This is a genomic window from candidate division WOR-3 bacterium, assembly GCA_039802005.1.
Classification (GTDB): Bacteria; Hydrothermota; Tepidihabitantia; order SM23-42; family JAOAFX01; genus JAOAFX01.
Genome location: JBDRVV010000004.1, coordinates 12,523 through 36,331, shown reverse-complemented (window position 1 = coordinate 36,331; position 23,809 = coordinate 12,523). Strand labels below are relative to the sequence as shown.

Annotated in this window: 24 protein-coding genes; 5 read left to right on the top strand and 19 right to left on the bottom strand. The window is 36.2% G+C overall.

What is annotated here, in order from left to right; all coding sequences use genetic code 11:
• Positions 1 to 3 precede the first annotated feature (3 nt).
• The 5 genes from ABIL69_02170 (at position 4) to ABIL69_02150 (ending at position 4,810) form a co-directional block, all read left to right on the top strand.
• Positions 4 to 354 (top strand): 4'-phosphopantetheinyl transferase superfamily protein, encoded by a 351-nt coding sequence (locus ABIL69_02170; GenBank protein MEO0122793.1) that lies wholly within the window; start codon positions 4 to 6, stop codon positions 352 to 354.
• Between the two features lie 4 nt (positions 355 to 358).
• Positions 359 to 2,059 carry an acetate--CoA ligase gene (gene acsA / locus ABIL69_02165; GenBank protein MEO0122792.1) on the top strand — a complete coding sequence of 567 codons (1,701 nt, stop codon included), beginning with the start codon at positions 359 to 361 and terminating at the stop codon, positions 2,057 to 2,059.
• 21 nt (positions 2,060 to 2,080) lie between these two features.
• Positions 2,081 to 2,341: an acyl carrier protein gene (locus tag ABIL69_02160; GenBank protein ID MEO0122791.1), complete on the top strand. Its 261-nt coding sequence runs from the start codon at positions 2,081 to 2,083 to the stop codon at positions 2,339 to 2,341.
• A gap of 13 nt (positions 2,342 to 2,354) precedes the next feature.
• Entirely contained in the window at positions 2,355 to 3,602 is a 1,248-nt protein-coding gene (gene kbl, locus ABIL69_02155) for a glycine C-acetyltransferase (protein MEO0122790.1), read from the top strand.
• A 77-nt stretch (positions 3,603 to 3,679) separates the two neighbouring features.
• Positions 3,680 to 4,810, top strand: a complete 1,131-nt coding sequence (locus tag ABIL69_02150) for an FAD-binding oxidoreductase (protein ID MEO0122789.1) — start codon at positions 3,680 to 3,682, stop codon at positions 4,808 to 4,810.
• A gap of 6 nt (positions 4,811 to 4,816) precedes the next feature.
• On the opposite strand, the gene ABIL69_02145 is transcribed toward ABIL69_02150, so the two are convergent.
• The 19 genes from ABIL69_02145 to ABIL69_02055 form a co-directional block, all read right to left on the bottom strand.
• Positions 4,817 to 5,944: a class I SAM-dependent rRNA methyltransferase gene (locus ABIL69_02145; GenBank protein ID MEO0122788.1), complete on the bottom strand. Its 1,128-nt coding sequence runs from the start codon at positions 5,942 to 5,944 to the stop codon at positions 4,817 to 4,819.
• Positions 5,941 to 6,651, bottom strand: coding sequence for a tetratricopeptide repeat protein (locus tag ABIL69_02140; GenBank protein ID MEO0122787.1), 711 nt, complete (start codon positions 6,649 to 6,651; stop codon positions 5,941 to 5,943). Before ABIL69_02140 ends, ABIL69_02145 begins: the two co-directional genes overlap by 4 nt.
• Positions 6,648 to 8,468, bottom strand: coding sequence for a BatD family protein (locus ABIL69_02135; protein ID MEO0122786.1), 1,821 nt, complete (start codon positions 8,466 to 8,468; stop codon positions 6,648 to 6,650). The genes ABIL69_02140 and ABIL69_02135 overlap by 4 nt, the downstream gene beginning before the upstream one ends.
• Positions 8,469 to 8,470: 2 nt before the next feature.
• Complete coding sequence (locus tag ABIL69_02130) at positions 8,471 to 9,154, bottom strand: tetratricopeptide repeat protein (GenBank protein MEO0122785.1); 684 nt, start codon at positions 9,152 to 9,154, stop codon at positions 8,471 to 8,473.
• Complete coding sequence (locus ABIL69_02125; GenBank protein ID MEO0122784.1) at positions 9,151 to 10,149, bottom strand: VWA domain-containing protein; 999 nt, start codon at positions 10,147 to 10,149, stop codon at positions 9,151 to 9,153. Before ABIL69_02125 ends, ABIL69_02130 begins: the two co-directional genes overlap by 4 nt.
• Positions 10,146 to 11,120: a VWA domain-containing protein gene (locus ABIL69_02120; protein ID MEO0122783.1), complete on the bottom strand. Its 975-nt coding sequence runs from the start codon at positions 11,118 to 11,120 to the stop codon at positions 10,146 to 10,148. The genes ABIL69_02125 and ABIL69_02120 overlap by 4 nt, the downstream gene beginning before the upstream one ends.
• Complete coding sequence (locus ABIL69_02115) at positions 11,117 to 11,992, bottom strand: hypothetical protein (protein MEO0122782.1); 876 nt, start codon at positions 11,990 to 11,992, stop codon at positions 11,117 to 11,119. Before ABIL69_02115 ends, ABIL69_02120 begins: the two co-directional genes overlap by 4 nt.
• Positions 11,993 to 12,067: 75 nt before the next feature.
• The gene (locus tag ABIL69_02110) at positions 12,068 to 12,961 is read right to left on the bottom strand and encodes a DUF58 domain-containing protein (protein MEO0122781.1); all 894 of its coding nucleotides are present in this window, start codon (positions 12,959 to 12,961) and stop codon (positions 12,068 to 12,070) included.
• On the bottom strand, positions 12,962 to 13,957 hold the full coding sequence (locus tag ABIL69_02105) for a MoxR family ATPase (GenBank protein ID MEO0122780.1): 996 nt from the start codon (positions 13,955 to 13,957) through the stop codon (positions 12,962 to 12,964).
• Positions 13,958 to 14,166: 209 nt separating this feature from the next.
• On the bottom strand, positions 14,167 to 15,048 hold the full coding sequence (locus tag ABIL69_02100) for an Omp28-related outer membrane protein (GenBank protein MEO0122779.1): 882 nt from the start codon (positions 15,046 to 15,048) through the stop codon (positions 14,167 to 14,169).
• Between the two features lie 235 nt (positions 15,049 to 15,283).
• Positions 15,284 to 15,763 carry an NAD(P)H-dependent oxidoreductase gene (locus ABIL69_02095; GenBank protein MEO0122778.1) on the bottom strand — a complete coding sequence of 160 codons (480 nt, stop codon included), beginning with the start codon at positions 15,761 to 15,763 and terminating at the stop codon, positions 15,284 to 15,286.
• 37 nt (positions 15,764 to 15,800) lie between these two features.
• Positions 15,801 to 16,556 (bottom strand): undecaprenyl-diphosphate phosphatase, encoded by a 756-nt coding sequence (locus ABIL69_02090; protein MEO0122777.1) that lies wholly within the window; start codon positions 16,554 to 16,556, stop codon positions 15,801 to 15,803.
• Positions 16,553 to 17,347, bottom strand: coding sequence for a geranylgeranylglycerol-phosphate geranylgeranyltransferase (locus ABIL69_02085; GenBank protein ID MEO0122776.1), 795 nt, complete (start codon positions 17,345 to 17,347; stop codon positions 16,553 to 16,555). Before ABIL69_02085 ends, ABIL69_02090 begins: the two co-directional genes overlap by 4 nt.
• Positions 17,348 to 17,409: 62 nt before the next feature.
• Positions 17,410 to 17,940 (bottom strand): LPS assembly lipoprotein LptE, encoded by a 531-nt coding sequence (gene lptE, locus ABIL69_02080; GenBank protein MEO0122775.1) that lies wholly within the window; start codon positions 17,938 to 17,940, stop codon positions 17,410 to 17,412.
• Positions 17,937 to 20,204, bottom strand: coding sequence for a tetratricopeptide repeat protein (locus ABIL69_02075; protein ID MEO0122774.1), 2,268 nt, complete (start codon positions 20,202 to 20,204; stop codon positions 17,937 to 17,939). Before ABIL69_02075 ends, lptE begins: the two co-directional genes overlap by 4 nt.
• Positions 20,188 to 21,285: a glycosyltransferase family 4 protein gene (locus ABIL69_02070; protein MEO0122773.1), complete on the bottom strand. Its 1,098-nt coding sequence runs from the start codon at positions 21,283 to 21,285 to the stop codon at positions 20,188 to 20,190. Before ABIL69_02070 ends, ABIL69_02075 begins: the two co-directional genes overlap by 17 nt.
• Before the next feature lie 12 nt (positions 21,286 to 21,297).
• Positions 21,298 to 22,224 carry a GDP-mannose 4,6-dehydratase gene (locus ABIL69_02065; protein ID MEO0122772.1) on the bottom strand — a complete coding sequence of 309 codons (927 nt, stop codon included), beginning with the start codon at positions 22,222 to 22,224 and terminating at the stop codon, positions 21,298 to 21,300.
• Positions 22,221 to 23,174: a GDP-mannose 4,6-dehydratase gene (locus ABIL69_02060; GenBank protein MEO0122771.1), complete on the bottom strand. Its 954-nt coding sequence runs from the start codon at positions 23,172 to 23,174 to the stop codon at positions 22,221 to 22,223. Before ABIL69_02060 ends, ABIL69_02065 begins: the two co-directional genes overlap by 4 nt.
• A complete protein-coding gene (locus ABIL69_02055; protein ID MEO0122770.1) occupies positions 23,171 to 23,773 on the bottom strand; it encodes a M23 family metallopeptidase in 603 nt (200 codons plus the stop codon). Before ABIL69_02055 ends, ABIL69_02060 begins: the two co-directional genes overlap by 4 nt.
• Between the last annotated feature and the right edge of the window lie 36 nt (positions 23,774 to 23,809).

The window sequence follows — 23,809 nt, the reverse complement described above, 5'->3', positions numbered from 1 at the left end:
ATAATGATAAAGGGTATTGGCATTGATCTGATTGAATTGACCCGGTTTTCAAAGGTTTCTGAAGATTTTTTTAATCAAATTTTTACAACCAGCGAATTGGAATCAATTCAAAAAAATCGTATATTTGCAGGCTTAAAGTTTTGCATCAAAGAAGCGATTTTGAAAGCACTTGGCATCGGGCTATATTTTGGATTCTTTTTTAAAAATATAGAATTGAAGAACAAACAAGTAAATGTGACCGAGCCACTTAAAAAATTTATTTCTGATAGTAAAAACTATATACATATTGGAACAGGCAATTCAAAAAAATATGCCTGTGGAATTGCAATAATTGAAGAAAAAACAGGAGGTTGATTAAATGTCCAATATTGGTTCATACGATGAACGATATAAAAATTTTGATTGGAAATTAAGTGAGCAGGAACTTGATTTTGGCAAAAACGGAATGTATAACATCGGTTATTATTGTAGCGATAGGATATGCGAACTCGGTTTGGGCAATAAATTAGGATTGATCTGGCAGGGTTTTAGCGGCGAAATCAGGCATTTCACATACGAAGATATAAGATTAAACAGCAATAAATTTGCCCATTTCCTGACTTCCTTGGGGATAAAAAAAGGTGAACGGGTTTGTATTTTTATGGATCGCATACCAGAATTGTACATATCATTTATTGGCATACTCAAGGCAGGATTTATTGTTCAACCGTTGTTTTCGGCATTTGGTGAAGAGGCATTGTTTACCAGGCTTGATGATGCTAAGACAACCGCAATTTTAACCACACGTAAGCATTTGTCAAAGGTTCGTAAGATTAAAACACAACTTCCGGAATTGAAATACATTATTGTCTTGCACAATGAAGGAAAGCCCCTTGAAGAGAGAGAAATAGCATTCAGTATGGACGATTATCAGCGTGTGGATAAATTTGATATCTATCCTGCGGATAGAGAGACCCCCTCGGTATTACATTATACTTCCGGGACGACAGGAAAGCCCAAGGGCGCATTGCATGTTCATTCTTCTATCATTGCTCAATACATTACCGCAAAATGGGTCCTGGACCTTCAACCGAATGATATATACTGGTGTACCGCAGACCCCGGATGGGTAACAGGTACTTCTTATGGCATAATCGGTCCCTGGTCAAATGGTGTCACCCAGGTTGTCTATGATATTGGTTTCAACACCGAAAAATGGTATGCATTCATTGAGAAACATAAAGTCACGGTATGGTACACCGCACCAACCGCAATCAGACTTTTAATGAAAGAGGGCGAAGAGATTGTGAAGAAATACAATTTGAAATCTTTACGCCATTTAATAAGTGTTGGTGAACCATTGAATGCAGAGGCAGTCATTTGGTCAGAGAAGGTATTTGGTTTACCTTTCCATGATTCATACTGGCAAACCGAAACCGGAGCGATTGTTATATCAAATTATCCGGGTATGAAGATTAAGCCGGGTTCTATGGGTAAGGCATTTCCCGGGATTGTTGCGACGGTAGTGGACCCCAAAAATTACGAGCCGATAAATACGCCGGGTTCAATCGGATTGATTGCATTAAAACCTGGCTGGCCATCAATGATGAGGGCTTACTGGAATAATAAAGAGACTTATGATAAAAAATTTAAAAATAACTGGTATATATGTGGTGACCGTGCATACCTTGATAATGAAGGATATTTCTGGTTTGTGGGAAGGGATGATGATGTAATAAATACCGCTGGACATCTTGTCGGACCATTTGAGATTGAATCTGCACTACTTGAACATCCGGCGGTTGCTGAGTCAGCAGCGGTGGGTAAGCCCGACCCGGTCAATATGGAAGTGGTAAAAGCATTTGTTGCATTAAAACCCGGATACAAACCCAGTAATGAACTTGAACTTGATATAATGAACTTTATCAGGAAGAAACTTTCACCCCTGGCAATGCCACAAGAGATTGAATTTGTGGATTCACTCCCCAAAACAAGGAGTGGCAAAATAATGCGCAGATTATTAAGGGCAAAAGAATGGGGTGAAGAGATAGGTGATATATCAACATTAGAGAATGATTAAAAATTTTTGAAGGAGGAAAAAATGGCAGAAGATTTGAAAAAATTAATAATAGATTATGTGAAAAAAGAGTATCTGGATGAGGATTCAGACCAGGAGATAACGGAAAACACCCCCCTTATATCAAGCGGGATTGTTGATTCCTTTTCAATGGTTTCGCTAAAAACATTCCTTGAGAAAAAATTTAATATAAAGATACCTGATGAAAAGGCGACAACCGAGGCATTTGATACGGTTAATAACATTATTAAACTCCTTGGTGAATTTGTAAAACTTGATGGTTAATGGGGAGGATTAAATGGCCTTCAGCGATAAAGTAAGAGAATTTTTTGCGAATGAACTGAAGGGAATAAGGGAAAAGGGTTTATTTAAGGAAGAAAGGTATATCGCATCTCCACAGTCGGCAGTAATTAAAGTTGAATATCCTACTGGTTCACCACCCAAGGAAGTCTTAAATTTCTGCGCGAATAATTATCTTGGTCTTTCAAGCCATCCTGAAGTTATAAAGGCAGCGCACGAAGGGCTTGAAAATCGTGGTTATGGCATGTCTTCGGTGCGATTTATTTGCGGAACCCAGGATATACACCGACAACTGGAGAAAAAACTTACAGAATTTTTAGGAACTGAAGATACGGTTTTATTCCCATCCTGTATGGATGCCAATGCTGGTGTTTTTGATGTTGTTCTTGATAAAGAAGATGCAATGATTGCAGACCGTCTTGTTCATGCTTCAATCGTTGATGGCATGAAACTCTGTAAGGCCCAATTATATAACTACAAACATTTGAATATGGCACATCTTGAAGAAAAACTTCAGGAAACACAAAATTGTCGGTTCCGTATGATTATCACCGATGGTGTATTTTCTATGGACGGCGATATTGCACCACTTGATAAAATTTGCGAGCTTGCTGAAAAATATGATGCAATGGTAATGGTGGACGATTCACATGCCACTGGTTTTCTTGGTAAGAATGGTAGAGGAACGCATGAGCACTGTGGTGTTGTAGGGAAGATTGATATAATAACCACGACACTGGGAAAGGCAATGGGTGGTGCAAGTGGTGGTTGTGTGAGTGGACGCAAAGAGATAGTTGAAATGTGCAGACAGCGTGCCCGTCCTTATTTATTTTCCAATACAATTCCACCGGTTGTAGTTGCTGCGGCAAATAAAGTGATGGATATCATTGGCAGCACAACCACATTGAGAGATAAACTTGAAGAGAACACAAAATATTTCAGGCAGAAAATGAAAGAGGCAGGATTTGACATTAAAGAAGGAGTCCATCCAATAGTACCGGTGATGCTCTACAATGCAAAACTTGCGCAGGATATGGCAAGAGACCTTTACGATGAAGGTATATATGTTGTTGGATTTTTCTTCCCGGTTGTTCCCCAGGGACAGGCAAGGATAAGGGTTCAGATTTCTGCAGTCCATGAAAAAGAACATCTTGATAAGGCAATTGAGGCATTTAAAAAGGTCGGAGAAAAATACAAAATTCTCGGAAAGAAGAAAGACGAAATAGTCGCAATGTACGGTTTATAAAAAATGCCTAAATACCTAAAAGTCCAAAATGCCTAAAGTTTGGGAAATACCAAAATACCTAAAAATTTAAAATTTTAATGAATAACACTGCAGATGCCATAATAATCGGTGGTGGTATAATCGGTTGTGCTACAGGTTATTATCTCACAAAAAAGGGTTTAAAGGTCTATCTTTTTGAAAAAGAATATCTTACCGCGGGTTCTACAGGCAGGTGTATTGGTGGAATAAGACAGCAGTATTCAACCGAATTGAGTATTAAAGTGGCGATGGAGTCGGTAAAGAAATTTAAAGTAATGGAATATGAACTGGGCGTAGATGTGGAATTTGAACAGGATGGGTATCTGTTTCTGGCGCACAGCGAAGAGAAAGAAAAGACCTATAAACAATTGATAAAATTGCAGAAAAGTATGGGGCTGGATGTAGAGTATGTGGATGTGCCAGCAATAAAAGAAATTGTTCCGGGCATAAATACCGAAGGTCTACTTGGTGGTGCATACTGCCCATCTGACGGTCAGGCAAATCCATTTTTAGTAGTTGATGGATATGCAAGAAAGATAAAGGAAAAAGGGAAGATATTTACCCATTGCGAGATTAAGACAATAAATGTTGAAGGGAATAAGGTTGTTTCAGTTACTGCAATTGATAATGCAAAATATTACGCACCAATTGTAGTAAATGCAACAGGTCCATTCATAAGGGAATTCTCTAAACACCTTGGGCTTGATATTCCGGTATTTCCGGAACGGCATGAATCCTTGATTACCGAACCAATAGAAGTTTTTTTCAAACCAATGATTGTTGATTATCGCCCTGACGGATGTTATTTCCATCAAAAAGCAAAACAGGGCAGTATCATTGGATGTTATACACCGATTCCGAATGTGCCAGGAACGGATGTCCGTTCATCTTTTGAATTTATAAGTGAAATGGGACGGAGGATGGCGCGGTTGATACCAAAACTTGAGAATTTGAAGATAATCAGGCAGTGGGCAGGTAGTTATGAGATGACACCGGATGGAAACCCAATCGTTGATAAGACAGACATTGAAGGATTATGGGTAGTTGGTGGTTTTTGTGGCCATGGATTTATGTTGGGCCCGGAAATAGGATACATAACAGCGGAATTGATCACAACCGGAAAACCCCCTTACGACATCAGTGAATTTGCTTTGAAGAGAGATTTTTCAAGAAAAGAAGTAATGAAATAGAAGTATTTAAATAACTCTTAAAAAATAAGCCTTTAAATAATTGCTTTCAGGAAAATTTAATAATACCGGGTGGTCTTTCGCCTGTTTACCCTGATGAATTATTATAAAATGCTTTTTTGCATCTTTTGCTGCATCGCGGAGCATATTTAAAAATTCCTCGTTGGAGATATGATAGGAACAAGACGAAGTAAATAATATCCCACCTTCATTCAGTAACTTCATTGCCATTAAATTTATTTCTTTATAACCACGAAGTGCCTCAAATTTTTTCTTTTTTGACTTAGTGAAAGAAGGCGGATCAAGGATGATTGTATCAAATTTTTTATTTTCGTTGTAGAATTTGCGCAGAGTTTTGAAGACATCTGCACACTCAAATCTGCATTCAAGATTATTTAAAAGGGCATTCTTTTTTGCGGTCTCAATTGCCTTTTCTGATGAATCAATACCCAGTGCCTTTCCTTTTTTTGATGTATATAAAGAGAATCCACCTGTGTAGCAGAAACAATCAAGTATTTCGCCTGTGGCAAATTCAGCAATTTTCTGCCGATTCTCACGCTGATCAAAAAAGAATCCAGTCTTTTGACCATTTATTATATCTACAAAAAATTTTATTCCATCCTGTTCTATTTCTACAAATTCAGGAATTTTTCCATAAACTATTTTGTTTTCAATGCCAAGTCCCTCAAGTTTGCGCAGATTTTCATCAGATTTTTCATAGATACCTTCGGGATTGAACAATTCTTTCAATGCATTAAATACTAAATCTTTTTGTTTATCCATTCCAAGGCAATTTATTTCAACGACAAAATACTTATTATATTTATCAATTATTAATCCAGGTAATCCATCGCTTTCACTGTATATAAGCCGGTAGCTTTCTCTTAAATCAGAACGAAGTGTCAGCGCATTTTTAATTCTATTCAATAAAAATTCTCTTGAGAAATTCTCTTCTTTTTCAGAAAAAAGTCGGACTGATATTAAAGAATGTGGATTATAAAATCCTGAACCAATAACTTTTTTTCTTTCTTCTACTTTGACTACCTCACCAGGTGAAGGGTCTTCGGTCTTTATTATCTCATTTGAAAATATCCAGGGATGGTTCAGATGGCGTCTATGGACGATAACTTTTTTCACTCAAAAATCCTTTCAATACCATCGGTCTTTACCCAGCCACCAATTCCACCGGGTAACTGGATTAGATAATAGCCATTCCTTTCTTCACGAATCCGTGCTTCGGTTCCATCATGAATTACAAGAATCTCTTTGTATTCATCTCCGGGACCGCTGTATGCCTTTAGCTCGCTAACTACAACAACTGCTGCATTTGAATTCTTTTCAGACTGCCACAAACCTGAACTTATAAGAAAATAGATAAAGAGTAATGAACTGAAAATGCTGAGCCAGAAAAAGACTTTATTTCGATTTATTAAAAATATAGACAAAAAGATTGAAATGAGTAGAAAGGTAATCGCAGAAAGGCCCTTGCTTTCTTTATAAGAAAAATAATGAAAAAATCGGTCCAGAAATTGAAAGAACGGATTGGGTATGGTTGTTATTTTGTCGGGTCTAAAATTTCTTAAAAAATTGATATTATATAATATATCTTCATCCCTTGGATTCAAAAAATATGCCCTTCTATACTGGATAATCGCTTTGCCAAGCCTGCCGGTTTTGAAATATGCATTTCCCAGGTTGTAATATATGTCTTTATTTTTACAAATCTTTAGAGCATTTTCATAACATTCAATCGCAGATTGAAAATTGTTTTCGGCATAATATTTATTCCCAGTATTATATAACTGAACAACTTCAGCAAATGTAGCAAATATCAAAATAATCATAGACTCTCCATAAGTTTCTTTGTCTTCTCAAATAATTCATTCATTGGCAAATCTGTGCTTGAGATTGGAGAATAGGCGATTGTGTCACATTTATTTACTATCTCAAAAAGTTCTTCAATAAGTGCTGATTTCAATCCTTTGTTGAATAGCTCTTGCTTTAACTGGTCGGTTGTAAGGGCACCGGTATCAAGATTGAACCGGTCACCGATATAGTTGATTATTGCCTTTGAAAGTGCACCATAGAAATTTTTCTGGTCATTCTTTTTAAGGTAAACCGCCACTTCCTGAAAACGTTTTTTGAATAGTCTGCCGGACATAAATCTTCTTGCATAGGCGCGGTCCTGCATTAATCTTGACTGATGCCTCTGGTATAGAAAGGCAATCCCAAAAAGAAGGATTGAGATTGGATATAATAAGAGATAAAATTTTGAGGGATTTTCTGATTCGGACTTTATAGTATTTTTATCACATTTGATATACCGTATATCACTTCCTAATATCTTCATTCCGCCCACATCGGTCACAATAGAACCTTTGACTACGCCTGTGGCAATGAATTTCAACTTTTCGCTTTTCAGAACTTCATAGCCCTTTGTCTTAGTATTAAAATACGAAATTTTTATTTCCGGAATTATATGTTCACCATCCATTTGCGGGATTAAAGGGAATCTGAATTCTTTTGTTCCTTTTATTATTTCACTTGATTTATCAAGATTCAATTTTATCTCAGGCTCAAGGATTTTTAAATTGGGAATAGATGGTAGATATGGTTTATCTATAAGTTTTATATTTCCTGTTCCGCTGATTTTTACAATTAAATTTACTGGCTCACCTTGATTTGATGTATCACGGTCAACCCTGACATTCATTGTGAAATTACCAACACCACCACTGAAATCATCGGGCTTGTTTTCTTCAGGCAGGGGACGGACATTTATTGTTATTGGTGGTGAAGCGATCGTAATCCTCTGGGCTGTGCCAAAGAAATCAAAGAAATCCCTTGGTGGTTTTATCACCGTAACAACCATTTCCATCGGGTCAATTGTCAGATTACCAGATGTTATCGGAAATAAAGCAACTGTTTTAAGTAGTGCAGCATAATATGTCTTGCCTTCATATGTTTTTTTCTGATACTTGAGTTGGTCAGCATCATAAATTGCTTCAGACCAGAAACCATTAAAAGAAGGTAATTTTGTGGGATTGAGGTCATCAAGGTTATACCGTGTATATAGATAAAATTCTACATTTATCTGTTCACCTACATATACATCCCTCCTACTGGGCACCGCCATCAGAAATATTCCACCTTCCAGTGAACCGCTTGGTCTCGGTGGTGTTGAGGTTGGTGGTGCAGTAGTTTGGGTTGTCCCTTTAACTATTTCAATTTCAATTGATTGTGTTTCATAGGTCTTTCCTTGATATTCAATCTTGCAGGGACCGATTGTGAATTTTCCAAGTTTTTTAGGGCTGAGTGTATAGATGAATGTGATTGTGGTCTGCTGGGTCATTTTACCGTTGATAAAACTTATATTCGTTGATTGTGAAGATGAACGTCCCAGGATATTGAAATCAGGCAGGTCCGGCAATTTAGGTGACGGGACTCCACCGATGTTCTCTCCGCTTACTGAGACATTAAGTGTAAAAGTTTCGCCCAATCCAACAGTGGTGCGATCAACCGAAGCCACGAAATTTAATTCTGCAGAGAATACATTTAATGGAATTAATAGAAAAATTATCAATAGACAAATTATTTTTTGGAATTTATGATTTTTATATTGTTTGGGATATGGGATATGGGATATGGGATATATGTTCATTTTTACCAATCCTTTTCCACTTTCTCTAACTGGGGTTTAGGTTGTTGCTTTTTTCGCTCTTCTTTCTCTTTATCTTTTAATGCCTCAAGAACACGATTCGCATCTTTTTGTGACATCTCTGGCTTCTGCATCTGCGGCTGGGGCTGTTGTTGTTCCTGCTTTTGTTGCTGTTGTTGCTGTTTCGTAGAATCACCCCGGGATTGATTTTTTAATTGTTCTTTCAATTTCAGACAGAATTCAAGATTTTCCTTTGCTTTGATATCTCTGTTATTTAATAACAATGCAGATTTGTAGGCATTTATTGCTCCATCAAGGTCACCCTGTTTGAATTTACAATTGCCGATATTATAAAATGTATTTGCCTGGAATTTTTTGTCTTTTGTCAATAATCCTAACTCAAATTCACTTATCGCCTCAGGATATTTTTCCATTTTGTATAATGCCCGTCCCATATTATAGTGAATTTTAATATTATCGGGTTCAAGAACCTGTGCCTGTTCATAAGTTTTCAGGGCGTCTTCGTATTTCTGTTTTCTCATCAAACCATTGCCTTTGCGCATCAGCGAACCGACATCAGCATAAAGGGGTAAAAAGAATATTATTAATACTAAGGATACCTTGATTATCAAGTTGGGGTTGAGATGCGGGTTGACATTTGAAATTTGGCATTTGGCATTTGAAATCATACCCACCTTCCTCTCCTATCACTCAAGAAGATACTTAAAAATATAAAGCCAAATGCAAAAATCAGAAAATATTGATATTTTTCTTCTAATTGCACATATTCACCACCACCGAATTCTTTTTTCTTCATCGCATCTAATTCACCAATCAACCTTTCAATATATGGTCCTTCGGTCCTGAAGAATCTTCCATTTGATGCACGGGCAATGAGTAACAATAACCTATCTGCGAGCCTGGTCATAACGATATTCCCATCCTTATCTTTTTTATACACAACCCCACCGGTTGAAGATTCAGGTATAGGTGCACCCTCAGGTGTCCCGATTCCAACAGTAAAAATCTTTATTCCCTGTTCAATCGCCCTGTCTAACGCAGGCATTGGGTCTCCTTCAAGATTATCCCCGTCGGTAAAAAGAATCAATGCCTTATGTGTTTCTTCTTTCGGATTAAACAATGAAGAAGACACTTCAATTGCCCTTGCAATGTTTGTTCCTGGTCTTGGTATCATATTCGGCTCAATTATATCAAGAAATAGTTTAGCGGCATCAATATCAGTTGTCAATGGGCACATCACATAACAATCCCCAGCAAATGCAGTTATGCCGACCTGATGGGTTCCAAGATTATCAAGCAAATAGGCAATATCCTGTTTTGCCCTTTCAATCCTTGATGGTTTAATATCCTGTGCATACATACTCTTTGATGCATCAAGGGCAATTACTATATCAATTCCTTTCCCTTTATATATCTGCAATTTTTCGCCCCATTTTGGGCGGGCAAAACTCACAATTAAAAATGAAACACCGAGTAAGAAAAATATTGATTTCAACAAATACAACTTTGGATTGAATGATTCTATTAAAATCGGTATTAAATTGTTATCAGCAAATTTTTTTAGTGCGTTTCTTTTATAAATGTAGAGCAGAATCAAACCGAGTATCATCGCTGGTATTGAAAAGAATAAATATAAATATCTTGGTTCTGCCCATTTAATCATGGCAGTCTCCTTAGGAAGGTAACTGAAAGAAAAAAAGATGCAAAACAGAGGATAATTGCTGGGAGCATAAATGATTGTGCCTTTTCTGAATAGACAGTATATTTTGATACCTTAAAGGTTGTAGGTTCAAGTTTATCTATCTCATCATAAATAGTCTTTAATGCCTGGGCATCGGTAGCAAGGAATGCCTTGCCTTGCGTCAATACGGATATTTCTTCGAGTGTTTTCATATCAAGGTCAACTTCATCCCGAACATAGACTTTCCCATAGATTGGGTGGTGAACAGGAATTGGCACCGGTCCTTTTGAACCGACACCTATACAATAGACCTTTATATTATGTGCCTGGGCAAGTTTTGCAGCAGTGATAGGGTCAATCTCGCCCGCATTATTTATTCCATCAGTCAGCAGTATCACGATCTTTTCTTTCGCCTTTGAATCCTTCAATCGTGTTACTGCTGTTGCCAGTCCCATTCCAATTGCAGTTCCATCCTGGATTATTCCGTAATCTATTCTATCAAGCAAGTCAAGCAAAATTTTATGGTCGCTTGTGAGTGGACACTGGGTCATTGAAGTCACTGCAAAAATTACCAATCCAATACGGTCGCCGGTTCTTTTTGAGATAAATTCTTTCGCCTTTTCTTTTGCCACATAAAGACGATTTTTGGGGCTGAAATCTTCTGCCTGCATTGACCCGGAGATATCAAGGCAGAGCATAATATCTATTCCCCTGGTTTCACTCTCTTCATATACCCTACCTTTCTGTGGCCGGGCAAGACTTATTACAATGAGAATTAAAATCAGGGTATTCAAAGCAATAGAAAAATATTTGAATATGTTTCCCATTTTATAATTTTTGAAAAAGCCGGTATCAGAAAATTTAATTGCACCCTTTCTTTTTCTTAATTCCCAGTAAATCAATCCAGCAACAGGCAAAAATAGAAGAAAATATAATGGATTGGCAAACCTCATTCCTTTTCTCCTTTATCTTCAGGCATGGTCTTTAAAATAAGTTCTTTAGATTTATTTACAATATCTTCGGTTGCCTCTTGCGGGGGAATAAATTTGGCATATTTTACCATATCTGCATACTGAAATAAGTCACGAAACTCATCTCGCATAGGCAACTTTAAGTTCCTCATACTCTGGACGATTTCAGTCGTAGTCTGTTCAATCGCAGGAAAATTGAATCTCTCTTCAAGATAGCGTTTCAATATTTCGGTCAATGTATAATAGAATTTTTTCACCATTCCCTTATTTATAAAATCTTCTTTGATTAAAGCATCTACCGCATTCAACGCCCTTTCCCAGCAGGGAATTTTCTGTTCTTCAAAAATTCTTTTTTGTTTAAATCTTTTATAAAACTTTGTTCCAAAAAATGCAATCACGCCCGCACAGATAACAATTATTAGAAATATTACTGGCAATGGATTGGGAAATTCTATCATTTCTTTTATATCATTTATATCTTTCATCCCTTCGGGGAGAACGCTTGCAATCTTTATATCAACTGGATTTGTCTGGATTGTATCAATATTTGAATTTTCTTTTAAAAGGAATTTTAATGGCGGGAATTTTAATTCACCGGTATTGAATGCTGAAACCCGAAGACGATAATAATGCCTTGCTATTCCTTTTTCCTGCATTATTTTATGCTTCTGGTCAATTATTGCAAATGGCCCAATAGAATCAACAAACGGTTCAGAAATATTTTTATTTGCAGGTATAGAGACTACAACAGCTATTTCAAATGGGTCTCCGATAGTAAGTTTTTTATTAATAAATTCCTTTCCAAGTTCCGCCTTCAATTCTATTTGTAGGAATAGTAAAAGCAATAGTATCATAAATCTAATTTGCCTTTTGCCCTTTCTACTGACTTTTTGCCTTTTACTGCCCTATTTAGCCTTTTCATCGTATTTTTATCTGTACCTTCTTGCCCTTTCTTCAAAGAATTTGTGGAGTTTCGGGGTGAAGTCTTCAGAAGTTTTCAAGTCAATATAATCAATCCCGATTGATTTTAACAATCGCTCGTGCTCGGATGATTTTTTAAGAGTAAAATTTTTATATTGTTCAATAAGTTTGGCGTCATTTGTATTTATAGTTATCAGCTCCCCGGTTTCCAGGTCTTCAAATTCAACAATGCCCAATTTGGGAATCTCCTCTTCTTTCGGGTCTGTGATTTTTATTACAACAAGATCATGTTTTTTTGCTACAACACCCATTGGAATGCGTATTTTTTGAGGTTCAAAACCAGAACCGATAAAATCACTGATAAAGAACACAATCGCCTTATGCCTCAGGATATGCATTAAAAATTCAATTGCCTGAATCGGGTCGGTGCCTCTATGCTCGGGCTGGAAATATAATATATCGCGTATGAGCCTCAACACATGGAATCTTCCCTTTTTGGGTGGAATATATTTTTCCACCCGGTCAGTGAAGAACAATAATCCTACTTTGTCATTATTTCGGACTGCAGAAAATGCCAAAGTCGCCGCAACCATCGCTGCCTGCTCAATCTTCAATTGATTCTTTGTTCCGAAATGGCTTGAGCCGGAGGCGTCTACGCACAATATCACGGTGAGTTCGCGTTCTTCAACGAATTTTTTTACATAGGGTCTGCCCATTCTTGCGGTTAATTTCCAGTCAATTGAGCGGACATCATCACCAGGTAGATATTCACGCACATCAACGAATTCTATTCCGGTTCCTTTAAAAGAAGATTTGTATTCACCCGCAAATGTGGTATTTACAAGTTTCTTTGTGCGGATTTCAATCTCACGAATCTTTTTTATAAAATCAGCGGGTATCATTTATGGGACTTCAACACCAGCAAGGATTTTCTGAACGATATCGTCAGTTGTAATTTCTTCTGCTTCAGCTTCATAGGTAAGAATTATTCGGTGTCTTAATACATCAGGTGCAAGCTCTTTTATGTCCTCAGGTATAACGAATCCCCTTCTCTTTAGAAATGCCATTGCCCGGGCTGTGGTCGTCAAATAGATTGACGCACGAGGTGATGCACCATAACGAATCATGCCTTTCAATTCGTTAAGGTTATATTTTTCAGGTTCTCTTGTTGCAAAGACTAAGTCAACTATATAATCTTTTATTTTTTTATCTACATAAATCTTTTTGCACAATTCCCTTGCCTTTATAATTGTCGCAGGGTCAACAACCGGTTTTATCTCCGGCTCACCACTTACCGCAATTCGTTCAACAATTTCTTTTTCTTCTTCTTTTGAAGGATAGGTTATTTTGACCTTTAACAAGAATCTATCAACCTGTGCCTCGGGTAGGGGATAGGTACCTTCTTGTTCAATCGGGTTCTGGGTAGCGAGAACTAAGAATGGGTCATCAAGTTTGTATGTTTCTTCACCTATCGTTACCTGCCTTTCCTGCATTGCTTCAAGGAGTGCACTCTGAACCTTGGGCGGAGTGCGGTTTATTTCATCAGCAAGGATAATATTTGCAAATATCGGACCCTTACTAACGGTAAATTCTCCAGTGCGCTGATTATAAATTAAAGTTCCAGTAATATCTGCGGGCAGTAAATCCGGTGTGAATTGAATGCGCTGGAATTTCGCCTTTATTGCTTTAGCAAGGGTGCGGACTGCATAAGTCTTTGCCAGGCCGGGTACACCTTCTATCAGGATATGTCCATTTGCCAGAAGTCCGATTAGCAATCTGTTAACAAGATTACCCTGTCCAACAATCGCCTTGTTTATTTCTGATGTTAATGTCTGCACAAAAAGGCTTTCTTTTTCTATCTCCTCATTTATCTGCTTTATATCGTCCTTCACTTCCATATCATAACCCCCTTATTTCCAATATTTTTTGAAAAAATAATTTTTCAACTTGACTCAAAAAATATTAAACAAATGTAGGGCAAACCTTAAGGTTTGCTTTAATGTTTTATTTTATACTATTATATGACAACCAAATGTTATTAAGGTTTAGTCAAAAAAAAGGCGGATGCCCTACAGCATCCGCCTCTATTAGGAGAAATCGTATTCAACTATCTTATGACAATCTTCCCTGTCTTTTCTGTATTAAGTGATATGAATCTGTAGAGATAAACCCCGGAATTGACCTTTTGACCTGTTTGATTTTTCAGATCCCATTCTATTGTTTGTTTATTTCCTGATGAATATCCTTTTATTTCTCGGACCTTTCTGCCCGTAACATCAAAGATTGAAATGGTGTATGCTTCCCCTTTATTCAGGGTGAAGGTGAATTTGGTATGGTCAACACATGGATTGGGAACGGGTGAAATAGTGAGCATTACTGGTTTTTGTGAAATATCTTCCTCAACCGCAGTCAAATCTGTAACTTTAATCATTCCACCCTGCCAGATATCTCTTGTTGAGTCAGGCAATAAAACTGTGCTTTGAATCCAGGCGACGATTTCACACCGGTTTGCATTCCAGCCTGATTGGACAGTAAAATTTCGGCTAACAATCACAGATTCACCGGGGGCAATCGTTACCGCTGTTCCACCGGTATCCGGTAGATAATCCCTTGCCACATGGTTATGCCATAGGTCGCCGTTGGGAGCGGAATAGTATAGGCTATCCTCTGTGAGAACAAAACGGACACGTCCTGTAACCGTTGCTGTTGTATCGCTCTTAAATTTTACATAGACTGTTCCATTTCCTGTTCCCTGATTGTATGTTCCCCACATTGTGCAGAAAAATGGTGCAGGACGGTTCATTTCGGCGACTATCTTCGATTGCCAGGTGCTATAAGAATAACTGCCGTGCGGGTCGCCATCATACCAGAGCCATGGTGTTGCATAATACCAGGTACCTCCAGAATAGTAGGGCGGTGGATAAGACCGCCACCTCTGGTATGCTTCAGCAGAATATAAAGGATACGAAGAACTTACATGATTTTCTATTACTGCTACCCTGCCTGGATAGTTTATTGCAATCTGTGCCAGTGTCCCACTGGCTGGATTACAGGAAGCTCAGCCTTCTGAATACATCTCTTCGCAGACTACGACTCTTTGAGCAGAGAAGCCGAGTCCAGCGAATACAACCATCATAAAAAGACTTAATGGTATTAATTTTTGTGGCTTCATTTGACCTCCTTTCTATTATATATTATAACTTATTCTTCAAAAAAATCAAGTGTTAGTGTTCGTATATCATTTTTGTTAACTTCGCCAATTTGTGTCCGTATAATTCACAACTCGTCAGAACTTTTTTGTCGGGCTTTTCAATTGCCGCTGGTCCATAATGATATGAACCTGATTCACCCATTATAATCATTCCATGAATCAGAAATGCTTCAAGGATGCTTAATATTGTTGTTTCAGCACCACCAGCAATTCCACCACAGGAAGTGAATGCCCCGCCGACCTTACCTGATAAACGACCATGGTATCTTACACTCTCATCAATAAATTTTTTCATCTCACCTGCCATTAATCCGTAATAGGTTGGTGAACCGAGAACGATCAAATTATATTTTAGTAAGTCCTTTGGTTTTATCTTATTTAAAGGGAGCAAATCAACCTCTATTTCTTCTTTTTTTATTCCCCGGGCAATTGCCTCCGCCATTTTCTTGGTATTGCCCGTGCGTGAATAATAGCTGACAAGTGCTTTAAGCATAAGACCTCCTTTTATAAACACCAAAATACCTAAACACCTAAATGCCTAAAAATAAAAGGAATATTATGCTTATAATTAAACAATAAAATCCAAAAAGATAGAACCATTTTTGGACAAGAGACCGAAGAATTTTCAAGGCAATATAGCCAGCAATAAAACTTATGAAGATTCCTACAATGATTTCTGCTGGATTTGGAAGATTTGTAATTTCTTTGAATTCAAGGAGATTTGCACCAAATACCGCGGGTAAAGATAGTAAAAAGGAAAAACGGAATGCCTCGTCTGGTTTGACATTTGCATATAGTCCAGTTGAAATTGTTAATCCGGAACGTGATAGCCCAGGAAAGACTGCAAACATCTGTCCGATGCCAATCAGTATTGTACTTAAAATTGAAATCTTTTTTTCACCTTTTCTTATAATTGAAGTAAGTAAGATAATGACCCCGGTTATACCTAAAAATATAATCACCAATTTTACATCTGTAAATGTGGACTCTATAAAATTCCTGAAAAAGAATGCAAAAAAGACAATTGGAATATTACCGATGATAATAAATAATGTATAATTTATCGCTTTTGGTTGTTTTTTAAATAAGCCCGCAAGAATTTCAAAAATTTCTTTTTTGAAAAAAATGATTGTAGCAAGGAATGTGCCAAGATGCAAAAATGCAGTGATAGAAACTGGTTCTTCCATACCCATAAAATTCTCAATTATTGCTAAATGTCCGGAACTGGATATTGGAAGAAATTCAGTCAAACCCTGGATGATACCTAAAAATATAATTTTAATCATCCTATAATGAATGCTATAAGTCCAGCAAGCATAATTATCTTCAGAAGATTGCTGGCAAGGATATTATTACGGAATTTTGTCATTGCGAATATGATCAATGGTATTGCTACGAAAAGAATGACAATTAGATATTTTATGTTTAGAAATCCTAATGCGTATGGTGTTGGTGATAAAAATAATAATATAATAAGAAAGATAAGTGCGATCTGTCTTGCCTTTTCTTCACCATACATTATGGGTAGTGAAACAATCCCGATTGCACGATCACCTTTGATATCAATAATGTCTTTAATTATTTCTCTGGGGGTGTGTATCAATAAGGCAAAGAATGCTGGAATTAAGGAAAAAATATTATCAGTAATAAATCCACCAAAGATAAAGCTCAATCCTGCAGTTACTGCTACTACAATATTTGCCACCGGGGTTTTTTTGAAATACATTGAATAAAAAAGCAGGAGTAAAATAGTGAGGATAACAAGAAAGAATGGTTTTAACCCAAGAAAAAAAGAAACTATCAAAGGAATAATGCTAAAAAAAATTGCCATAAAAACCGCAATATTTTTTTTGACCTTTCCTGACACAAGTGGTCTCTTTGGATTATTAATTTTATCTATTTCAATGTCCATTATATCATTTATAATATTACCATAGGCACAAACCATAAAACCTATTATGCCGGCTAAAAAAATTCTATAATTAATGATTATTTCTTTTCCAACCCAGGCTCCGCATAAAACAGAGATAAAAGTAATGAAACAATTGATCGGTCTTATAATTGAAATTAACCCCACATCTTATTCTATTTACTTTTGTATTCTTTGTCAAGATTACCCGGAAAGCGTGGCAATCCTTGTTACCAGTTTGTCAAAATCATTGTCACCAAACGCTCTGCAGCTTTCTTGACGGCATCCCTTACGCCTGCATCTTCATCAGAAGTGTAGGTTGCCCATTCTGAAACATCACCCTGCCAGAAGATTGTATTTTTTACCTGGTCAAGACAGACTATAGAAAATCTGATTGTAACTTTATATTGAGATACATTGAGCGCACCGGTATAAACATAAGGTTCTTTTGAAAAACCCGTGACTTTGCCACTGATTACGATATCTGCCTGGTCTTCGCTGACGATTTTCAGATTTGAATTTTTACGAAATGCTTCAATCGTTGATTCGGTAGCAATCTCACCAAGCCCTGTTTTGTAGGTCTGATTTTCGAAAATCTTTATATGAACCTTATGTATATATCCAGGCAATAAAGAGCGAGTGGAATAACCACAGCAATTAGAGATTAAAAAATAAGGAATGATGGGTAAGAAGAAAAATATTTTGCAGTATCGTCGCATTGGGACTTGCAGGAAATTTAATCTTTTCATATTTGTTTTCATTTTAATTGCTCCAGTCTTTTTTGGGCTTCAGTAGCCCATACATTACCTGCTTCAAATTCTTTTATGATTCTTTTATATGTATTTTGTGCTTCTTTTATTTCATCCATCATTTCAAGGGCAATTCCAACCTTAAATAATGCGGTTGGATACCACATCTGGTCTTTTTTGAAATCACTAACAATCTTCTGATAATGGTATATTGCATGCGTAAATTCTCCTTTGCCAAGATATGCCTCGCCGAGCCAGTAATGATAATCAATAGACGATTTCAAACTGGCAGCCATTTTTAAATACTTAATTGCGTTGTTTACATTAGCGTTCCGTAGATATGCATAACCAATTTCAAAATAGTATTCTGCTTTTAATGAATCGGGGCAGATTTCAAGAATTTTTTTGCTGGTTTCTATTAAATCAATCCAGCGCTCTGATTTTTTCAGGGCTACAATCTGATTTTTTAAGGCATCAAACCTCAATTCAGAATCGACTGATGCAAGATTATAATAATGAGCTGAAGAATCAAAATTTTGGTTTAGATATTTTATTGTTCCCATTTTAAATAGTGCAGAATAGTAATATTCACCATTTATATATTTTTTAATAAATTCGGCAAGACGTGCTTCAGCAAGTTTATAGTCGCCATCACGAAATGGAATGAATCCTGCATAATAATTAAATGTTTCTTCTCCGGCATATTCAGAAAACCCAACAAGAGAATCAATTAAATTTTGGGCTTTTGTCAAATTATTATTTTCCATTAGGTTTTGAAGATAGGCATAATAAAATTCCTTGTCTAATTTTCCGAATATCTTGATATATAATGATTCAGCGATAATCTTTTTACCCGTATGGATAAGGCTTAAAAGATAATACTGGGTCAATGTTGTATCAGTAATAAATGCGTCCGGTTTAAATTTTGAAATAACTGAATATTTTTTTTGTTTAAATTCATATTTTATGAAATTGCGGAAACTTTTGATTCTAATTAACGAATCATTGGCTGTCTTAAATAATTCTTCATAAGTAGATTCAGGATTGAAATTGTTATATTCGAGACATTCCGCATAGATAAACTTATGATAATCGTCATTAAATGATGATAACAAAAGGTCTTTTAATGCATCGCGGTAATTTTTCTCGTTATATAATTTTAACGCCCTTATTATACGGGCAAATTTTTTTGTCTCGGAAAATTTCAAATATTCGCTTATAATATCATATGCTTCATTAAATTTCTCTTTTTTCAAAAGAATTTCACAGTAAATAGAATCAAGATAAAAATTTTTTTTATAGTTTTTCCTTAAAAAAGAAATCTTATTTTCAATATCAACGGTATCATTCAAGAGAAAGCCAGTACTTTCGGGTTTTGAAAGCAATCCGGGACTAATATGTTGGATATTTAAAAATTTCTGAATTAGCTTTATGTCTGTGTAGTCTTCAATATTTATACTATCAGGCAACTGGTTTTTCAAAAAGATACTTAAAATTTTTCTTTTTTCTTTAAATTTTTCTTTTCCCTCTAAACGGCTGAATATTTCAGGTAGGTCTTTTTGATTGAAATCAAGACAAAATTTTGCCCAGATATATAGATAATCATCTGGAATTTCTCCAATTTTTATACTTTGATACTCATTATAACCACTCAATGTATCGCCTATTAACAAATAATTTTCAATGAGATATATCTTTCCTTTTATTCCTTTAATTTCTTTAAAAATTCTGATTCTTTCATCAAGGTTTTCTAATTTTAAAGCCTTTAAAATCTTTAAAGAATCATTGCTCGGTAATAATTGCAGGAGTTCGTCAATAAAAAATCCTTCTGTTCCAAGATTGAGTGCGATATTATTTAGAAAATTTGTATCGACCTTAAGATAATCATATTTTTTTATGTAATCAAACGCAAGATGATATGTTTTTTTCTCTATAAGTTTCTTGATTAAAAGATTGAAAATTTCATCCCTTTTTTGATGGAATTTGAAGGATTTTAGATAATTGTTACTCAAAAAGAAGAAATTGGTAAAATCATCTTTTTTATCATAGATTTTTAATAAATAATAATTTGCATCAGGGGTTAGTGTATCTTGGGGATTTTCATTAATAAAATTTTCAAAAAATATCTGGGCAATTGTATTATTTCCGTTTTCATAATTTTTTAGTGCCGTTAGGAAATCATTGGATGCACGAAGGAATTTTGATTGAGCGAAGATAAAACATAAAAGGCAAGAATAGAATATGGCTTTCAATCTGAAATCAGAGGTTTTTTTCATTATACACATCCATTAAGATCTTCTCCATTGATTCCGCAGACCGGTCCCAAGAGAAATTTTTTGCCCACTCTATTGCCGCATTAGAAAATTTTTGCCATTTTGTATCATCAATTATCATATCTTTAATTTTTGCGGCAAGTTCTTTTATGTTCCCATATTCATATAGATAGCCAGTCTTTTCGTTGACCACTGTTTCTTTCAGGCCTGGTGAATTAGCACAGATTACTGGTGTTCCGCAAGCCTGTGCCTCTATGGCGGTCAGCCCCCAGCCCTCTTTTACGGAGGGTTGGACAACAACTCTTGCCTTCTGATATGTTTCATACTTTTCTTTTTCACTGACAAAACCCTTGAAATCAACTTCCAATCTCAATTCATCTGCAAGATTTTTTAATTCCTCTAATGCATCTCCATCACCAACGATTGCAAGTTTTACGGGTATCTCATTTTTTATTAAATTTATCGCCTTCAAAAGATGGTCTATAGATTTATATTTTTTTATTCTCCCTACATAAAGGACGAGATTTTTATCTCTTTTAATACTGCAATCTTTTTCTACGGTGGGTATTCCGCTATAAACTACTGAAATCTTTTGCTTTATTCCCATTCTCTTTATATCACTCGCAGTGCTTTGAGATATGGAAATAAAATGCGAATGGCGATAGAATACAGAAATCAAACTTTCGGTTATGTAAACATAACTCGCAAAAAGGAAATTTGTTTCCCGGTAAATCGTTTCTCTAAATAAATGCATAATCATTATTAAATTTTTCTTTCTGGTGAAAACCGGAGAATAGAATGGTATTTTATTCTGGTCATCAATTATGATATCAATCTTTTTGTTTCTTAAGATTGCACGCATGGCGAACGGAACAAAAAAATTGAAATTAAATCTTTTGCCAATACGAATAACTTCAAAATTATCAAGAATTTCATATCTTTTCTGCCCGGGTCCCCTGCTGCATAGTAAAAAAACTTTATGTCCCTTATTAGCCAGACGGTTAAATATTTCGTAGAGATAAACTTCTGCTCCACCAGCATAAGGATTTTTCCAATCCTGCCAGTTAATGATTAGAATGTTCATATTCTTGAAGAGTTACGAAGTATGGATTTTCGCCCGCCAGTAATTCAATAAATCTTCAATAGTTTTCTCAAAAGATATTTTAGGTGACCAACCTGTCAATTGAGAAAATTTTTCACCATTTCCTGTAAGAACTGAAATATCACTTTTACGCAGACGCGACGGATCCACCTTTACTTCAAAATCAGTCTTTGCAAATCTTTTAAATAAATCAATGGCTTCTTTTAGAGTATGAGATTTATTTGATGAGATATTGCAGACCTCGTCAGGAATAAATTTTTCGATTGCAAGTTTGTAGGCATTGACCACATCGCTAACATTCATAAATTCTCTCTTTATCTCAATATTTCCAACTTCAATCAAAGGTGCTTTTTTACCGCGCTCTATTTCCACAATCTGTCGGGCAATAGAAGGTAATACAAAATCATCGGATTGTCCCGGTCCTGTATGATTAAAAGGTCTTAATATCATTACATCTATATTATGCCCTGCATAATCCTTACATATCAATTCACAGGCATATTTACTTACTGCATATGGATTTTTTAAGACGATTGGCGCATCTTCTTTCAGCCCTTCACCACCGCCGTAAACCTCGCATGTTGATACAAAAATAAATTTTATTTTTTTGTTTAACAGCGAGGCGGATTCAAGAAGATTTACTGTGCCAATTATATTTGTGTTATAGGCAAAAGGGCGGTCAATAAAAGATTTTGCAACCGAGCTTACTGCAGCAAGATGGAATATAATATCAGGATTATGGGATTTGAATACTTCGCGAACCATATCAAGATTCATTATATCAAGATCGATATATTTACCATGTTTCGGTTTTAACGGTGGATAACAGGTGGGAATGACCATATCAAGAGTTTCTTTTAAAACTTTAATGAGATGAGAACCGACAAAGCCTTCAGCCCCGGTTACAAGAATCCTATTCATAAAATTTTTGAACGCCAGTAATCAAGTAAGTCTTGCAGGGTCTTATCAAATGGTATCTCGGGTTGCCAGCCAGTGGCGTTTCTGAATTTTTCATTGGAGCCAATCAATAATTCCACATCCGATGGTCGCATACGAGATGGATCTTGAACAATCTTCAGGTTTAGATTTGCCATTGCAATCAATTTATTAAGAAGTTCTTTTATTTTTATCCCTTTACCTGATGCGATATTATAAACTTCTCCCGGTGTCCCTTTTTTTAACGAAAGAAAATAAGCACGGACTACATCGCGCACATCAAGAAAATCTCTTACTGCCTCAAGATTGCCAACATAAATGACGGGCTCTCTCTTTTTCTTCTCAATCTCAACGACCTGACGGGCAAAGTTTGAACTGACAAATACTTCACCCCTGCGTGGTCCTGTATGATTGAACGCCCGCGTTCTGACAATCTTTATTCCATAACTTTTATAATATTGATAACCAAGCATATCTTGTGCAATCTTACTTACGGCGTATGGACTCAATGGCCTCAAAGGATTTGTTTCTTTAATTGGAATTTCTTCTGGATAAACCATTCCATATTCTTCACTTGAGCCTGCAATATGAATTAATGGGTCAATTTTTAGCTCGCGTACCGCTTCAAAGATGTTCAATTCACCGATGATGTTCGTGGTCATAGTTTCTGAAGGTGCACGCCACGAAAACGGCACATAGCTCTGGGCAGCAAGGTGAAATATGTAGTCGGGTTTACTCTCAATCAGCGCATACTTTACTGCAGATGCATCCCTGATATCACATTCAAAAAGTTTGATTTTATCAAGAATATGAACTATATTTTCCAGGCGTGAGCGCCACTTAATTGTGCCAAAAACTTCAAAATTCAAAGACAAAAGATATTCAGCAAGATGGCTCCCTGCAAACCCGGAAATACCTGTGATAAGTGCTCTCATAAACCTCCTTTTTTTTCAACTTTTGCTGGCAAATATGCCATCGGATCAACAGGCTGTCCTTTAAATATAACTTCATAATGGAGGTGGGGTGATGTGGATTTACCAGTAGAGCCGAGTAATCCAATAATTTTACCCCCTGTTACTATATCTCCATATTTTACAAGTATTGAGTGTAGATGGCCATAAAATGTTTTATAATTTGTACCGTGTTCAATAATGACATAATTTCCGTATAATGTATCCCAGCCAACAGAGACAACTTTGCCGTTACCCGCCGCAATTATCGGTGAATAAGAAGGAGCAGCAATATCAATCCCTTTGTGTGTTTCATCAAATTTTTTTGATATTTGTCCAATAACTGGTAAAAGCGAAGGTAAATTTTCTACGGACTCTTCTTCACTTAAATCTTTTTCAAAGTTGCTCTCAACTTTATCCGTAACCGGGGTCACCGGTGATGGGGTTTTTTCAATACCCAACATATTCTTAATTCTCTGGTTTTCTGCTTCACTAAGTTCTAATTTTTTTTTGATTGCTTCAAGTTTGCTGAATTCTTTTTCCATTTCAGACAGGCGTCTTTTTAATAATTCAAGTTCAATCATCCTATATGACAAGGTGCCATATTTTATCAGTCCGAA

What these genes read in the sequence shown, in the direction of transcription:
- ABIL69_02070 (MEO0122773.1), bottom strand. Translation starts at nt 21,285, where the DNA reads ATGAACATTCTAATCATTAACTGGCAGGATTGGAAAAATCCTTATGCT.
- ABIL69_02135 (MEO0122786.1), bottom strand. Translation starts at nt 8,468, where the DNA reads ATGAACATATATCCCATATCCCATATCCCATATCCCAAACAATATAAA.
- ABIL69_02055 (MEO0122770.1), bottom strand. Translation starts at nt 23,773, where the DNA reads ATGATTGAACTTGAATTATTAAAAAGACGCCTGTCTGAAATGGAAAAA.
- ABIL69_02090 (MEO0122777.1), bottom strand. Translation starts at nt 16,556, where the DNA reads ATGATTAAAATTATATTTTTAGGTATCATCCAGGGTTTGACTGAATTT.
- ABIL69_02170 (MEO0122793.1), top strand. Translation starts at nt 4, where the DNA reads ATGATAAAGGGTATTGGCATTGATCTGATTGAATTGACCCGGTTTTCA.
- ABIL69_02140 (MEO0122787.1), bottom strand. Translation starts at nt 6,651, where the DNA reads ATGATTATTTTGATATTTGCTACATTTGCTGAAGTTGTTCAGTTATAT.
- ABIL69_02105 (MEO0122780.1), bottom strand. Translation starts at nt 13,957, where the DNA reads ATGGAAGTGAAGGACGATATAAAGCAGATAAATGAGGAGATAGAAAAA.
- lptE (MEO0122775.1), bottom strand. Translation starts at nt 17,940, where the DNA reads ATGAAAACAAATATGAAAAGATTAAATTTCCTGCAAGTCCCAATGCGA.
- ABIL69_02115 (MEO0122782.1), bottom strand. Translation starts at nt 11,992, where the DNA reads ATGATACTATTGCTTTTACTATTCCTACAAATAGAATTGAAGGCGGAA.
- ABIL69_02160 (MEO0122791.1), top strand. Translation starts at nt 2,081, where the DNA reads ATGGCAGAAGATTTGAAAAAATTAATAATAGATTATGTGAAAAAAGAG.
- ABIL69_02065 (MEO0122772.1), bottom strand. Translation starts at nt 22,224, where the DNA reads ATGAATAGGATTCTTGTAACCGGGGCTGAAGGCTTTGTCGGTTCTCAT.
- acsA (MEO0122792.1), top strand. Translation starts at nt 359, where the DNA reads ATGTCCAATATTGGTTCATACGATGAACGATATAAAAATTTTGATTGG.
- ABIL69_02075 (MEO0122774.1), bottom strand. Translation starts at nt 20,204, where the DNA reads ATGAAAAAAACCTCTGATTTCAGATTGAAAGCCATATTCTATTCTTGC.
- ABIL69_02095 (MEO0122778.1), bottom strand. Translation starts at nt 15,763, where the DNA reads ATGCTTAAAGCACTTGTCAGCTATTATTCACGCACGGGCAATACCAAG.
- ABIL69_02150 (MEO0122789.1), top strand. Translation starts at nt 3,680, where the DNA reads ATGAATAACACTGCAGATGCCATAATAATCGGTGGTGGTATAATCGGT.
- ABIL69_02060 (MEO0122771.1), bottom strand. Translation starts at nt 23,174, where the DNA reads ATGAGAGCACTTATCACAGGTATTTCCGGGTTTGCAGGGAGCCATCTT.
- ABIL69_02125 (MEO0122784.1), bottom strand. Translation starts at nt 10,149, where the DNA reads ATGATTAAATGGGCAGAACCAAGATATTTATATTTATTCTTTTCAATA.
- ABIL69_02130 (MEO0122785.1), bottom strand. Translation starts at nt 9,154, where the DNA reads ATGATTTCAAATGCCAAATGCCAAATTTCAAATGTCAACCCGCATCTC.
- ABIL69_02110 (MEO0122781.1), bottom strand. Translation starts at nt 12,961, where the DNA reads ATGATACCCGCTGATTTTATAAAAAAGATTCGTGAGATTGAAATCCGC.
- kbl (MEO0122790.1), top strand. Translation starts at nt 2,355, where the DNA reads ATGGCCTTCAGCGATAAAGTAAGAGAATTTTTTGCGAATGAACTGAAG.
- ABIL69_02120 (MEO0122783.1), bottom strand. Translation starts at nt 11,120, where the DNA reads ATGAGGTTTGCCAATCCATTATATTTTCTTCTATTTTTGCCTGTTGCT.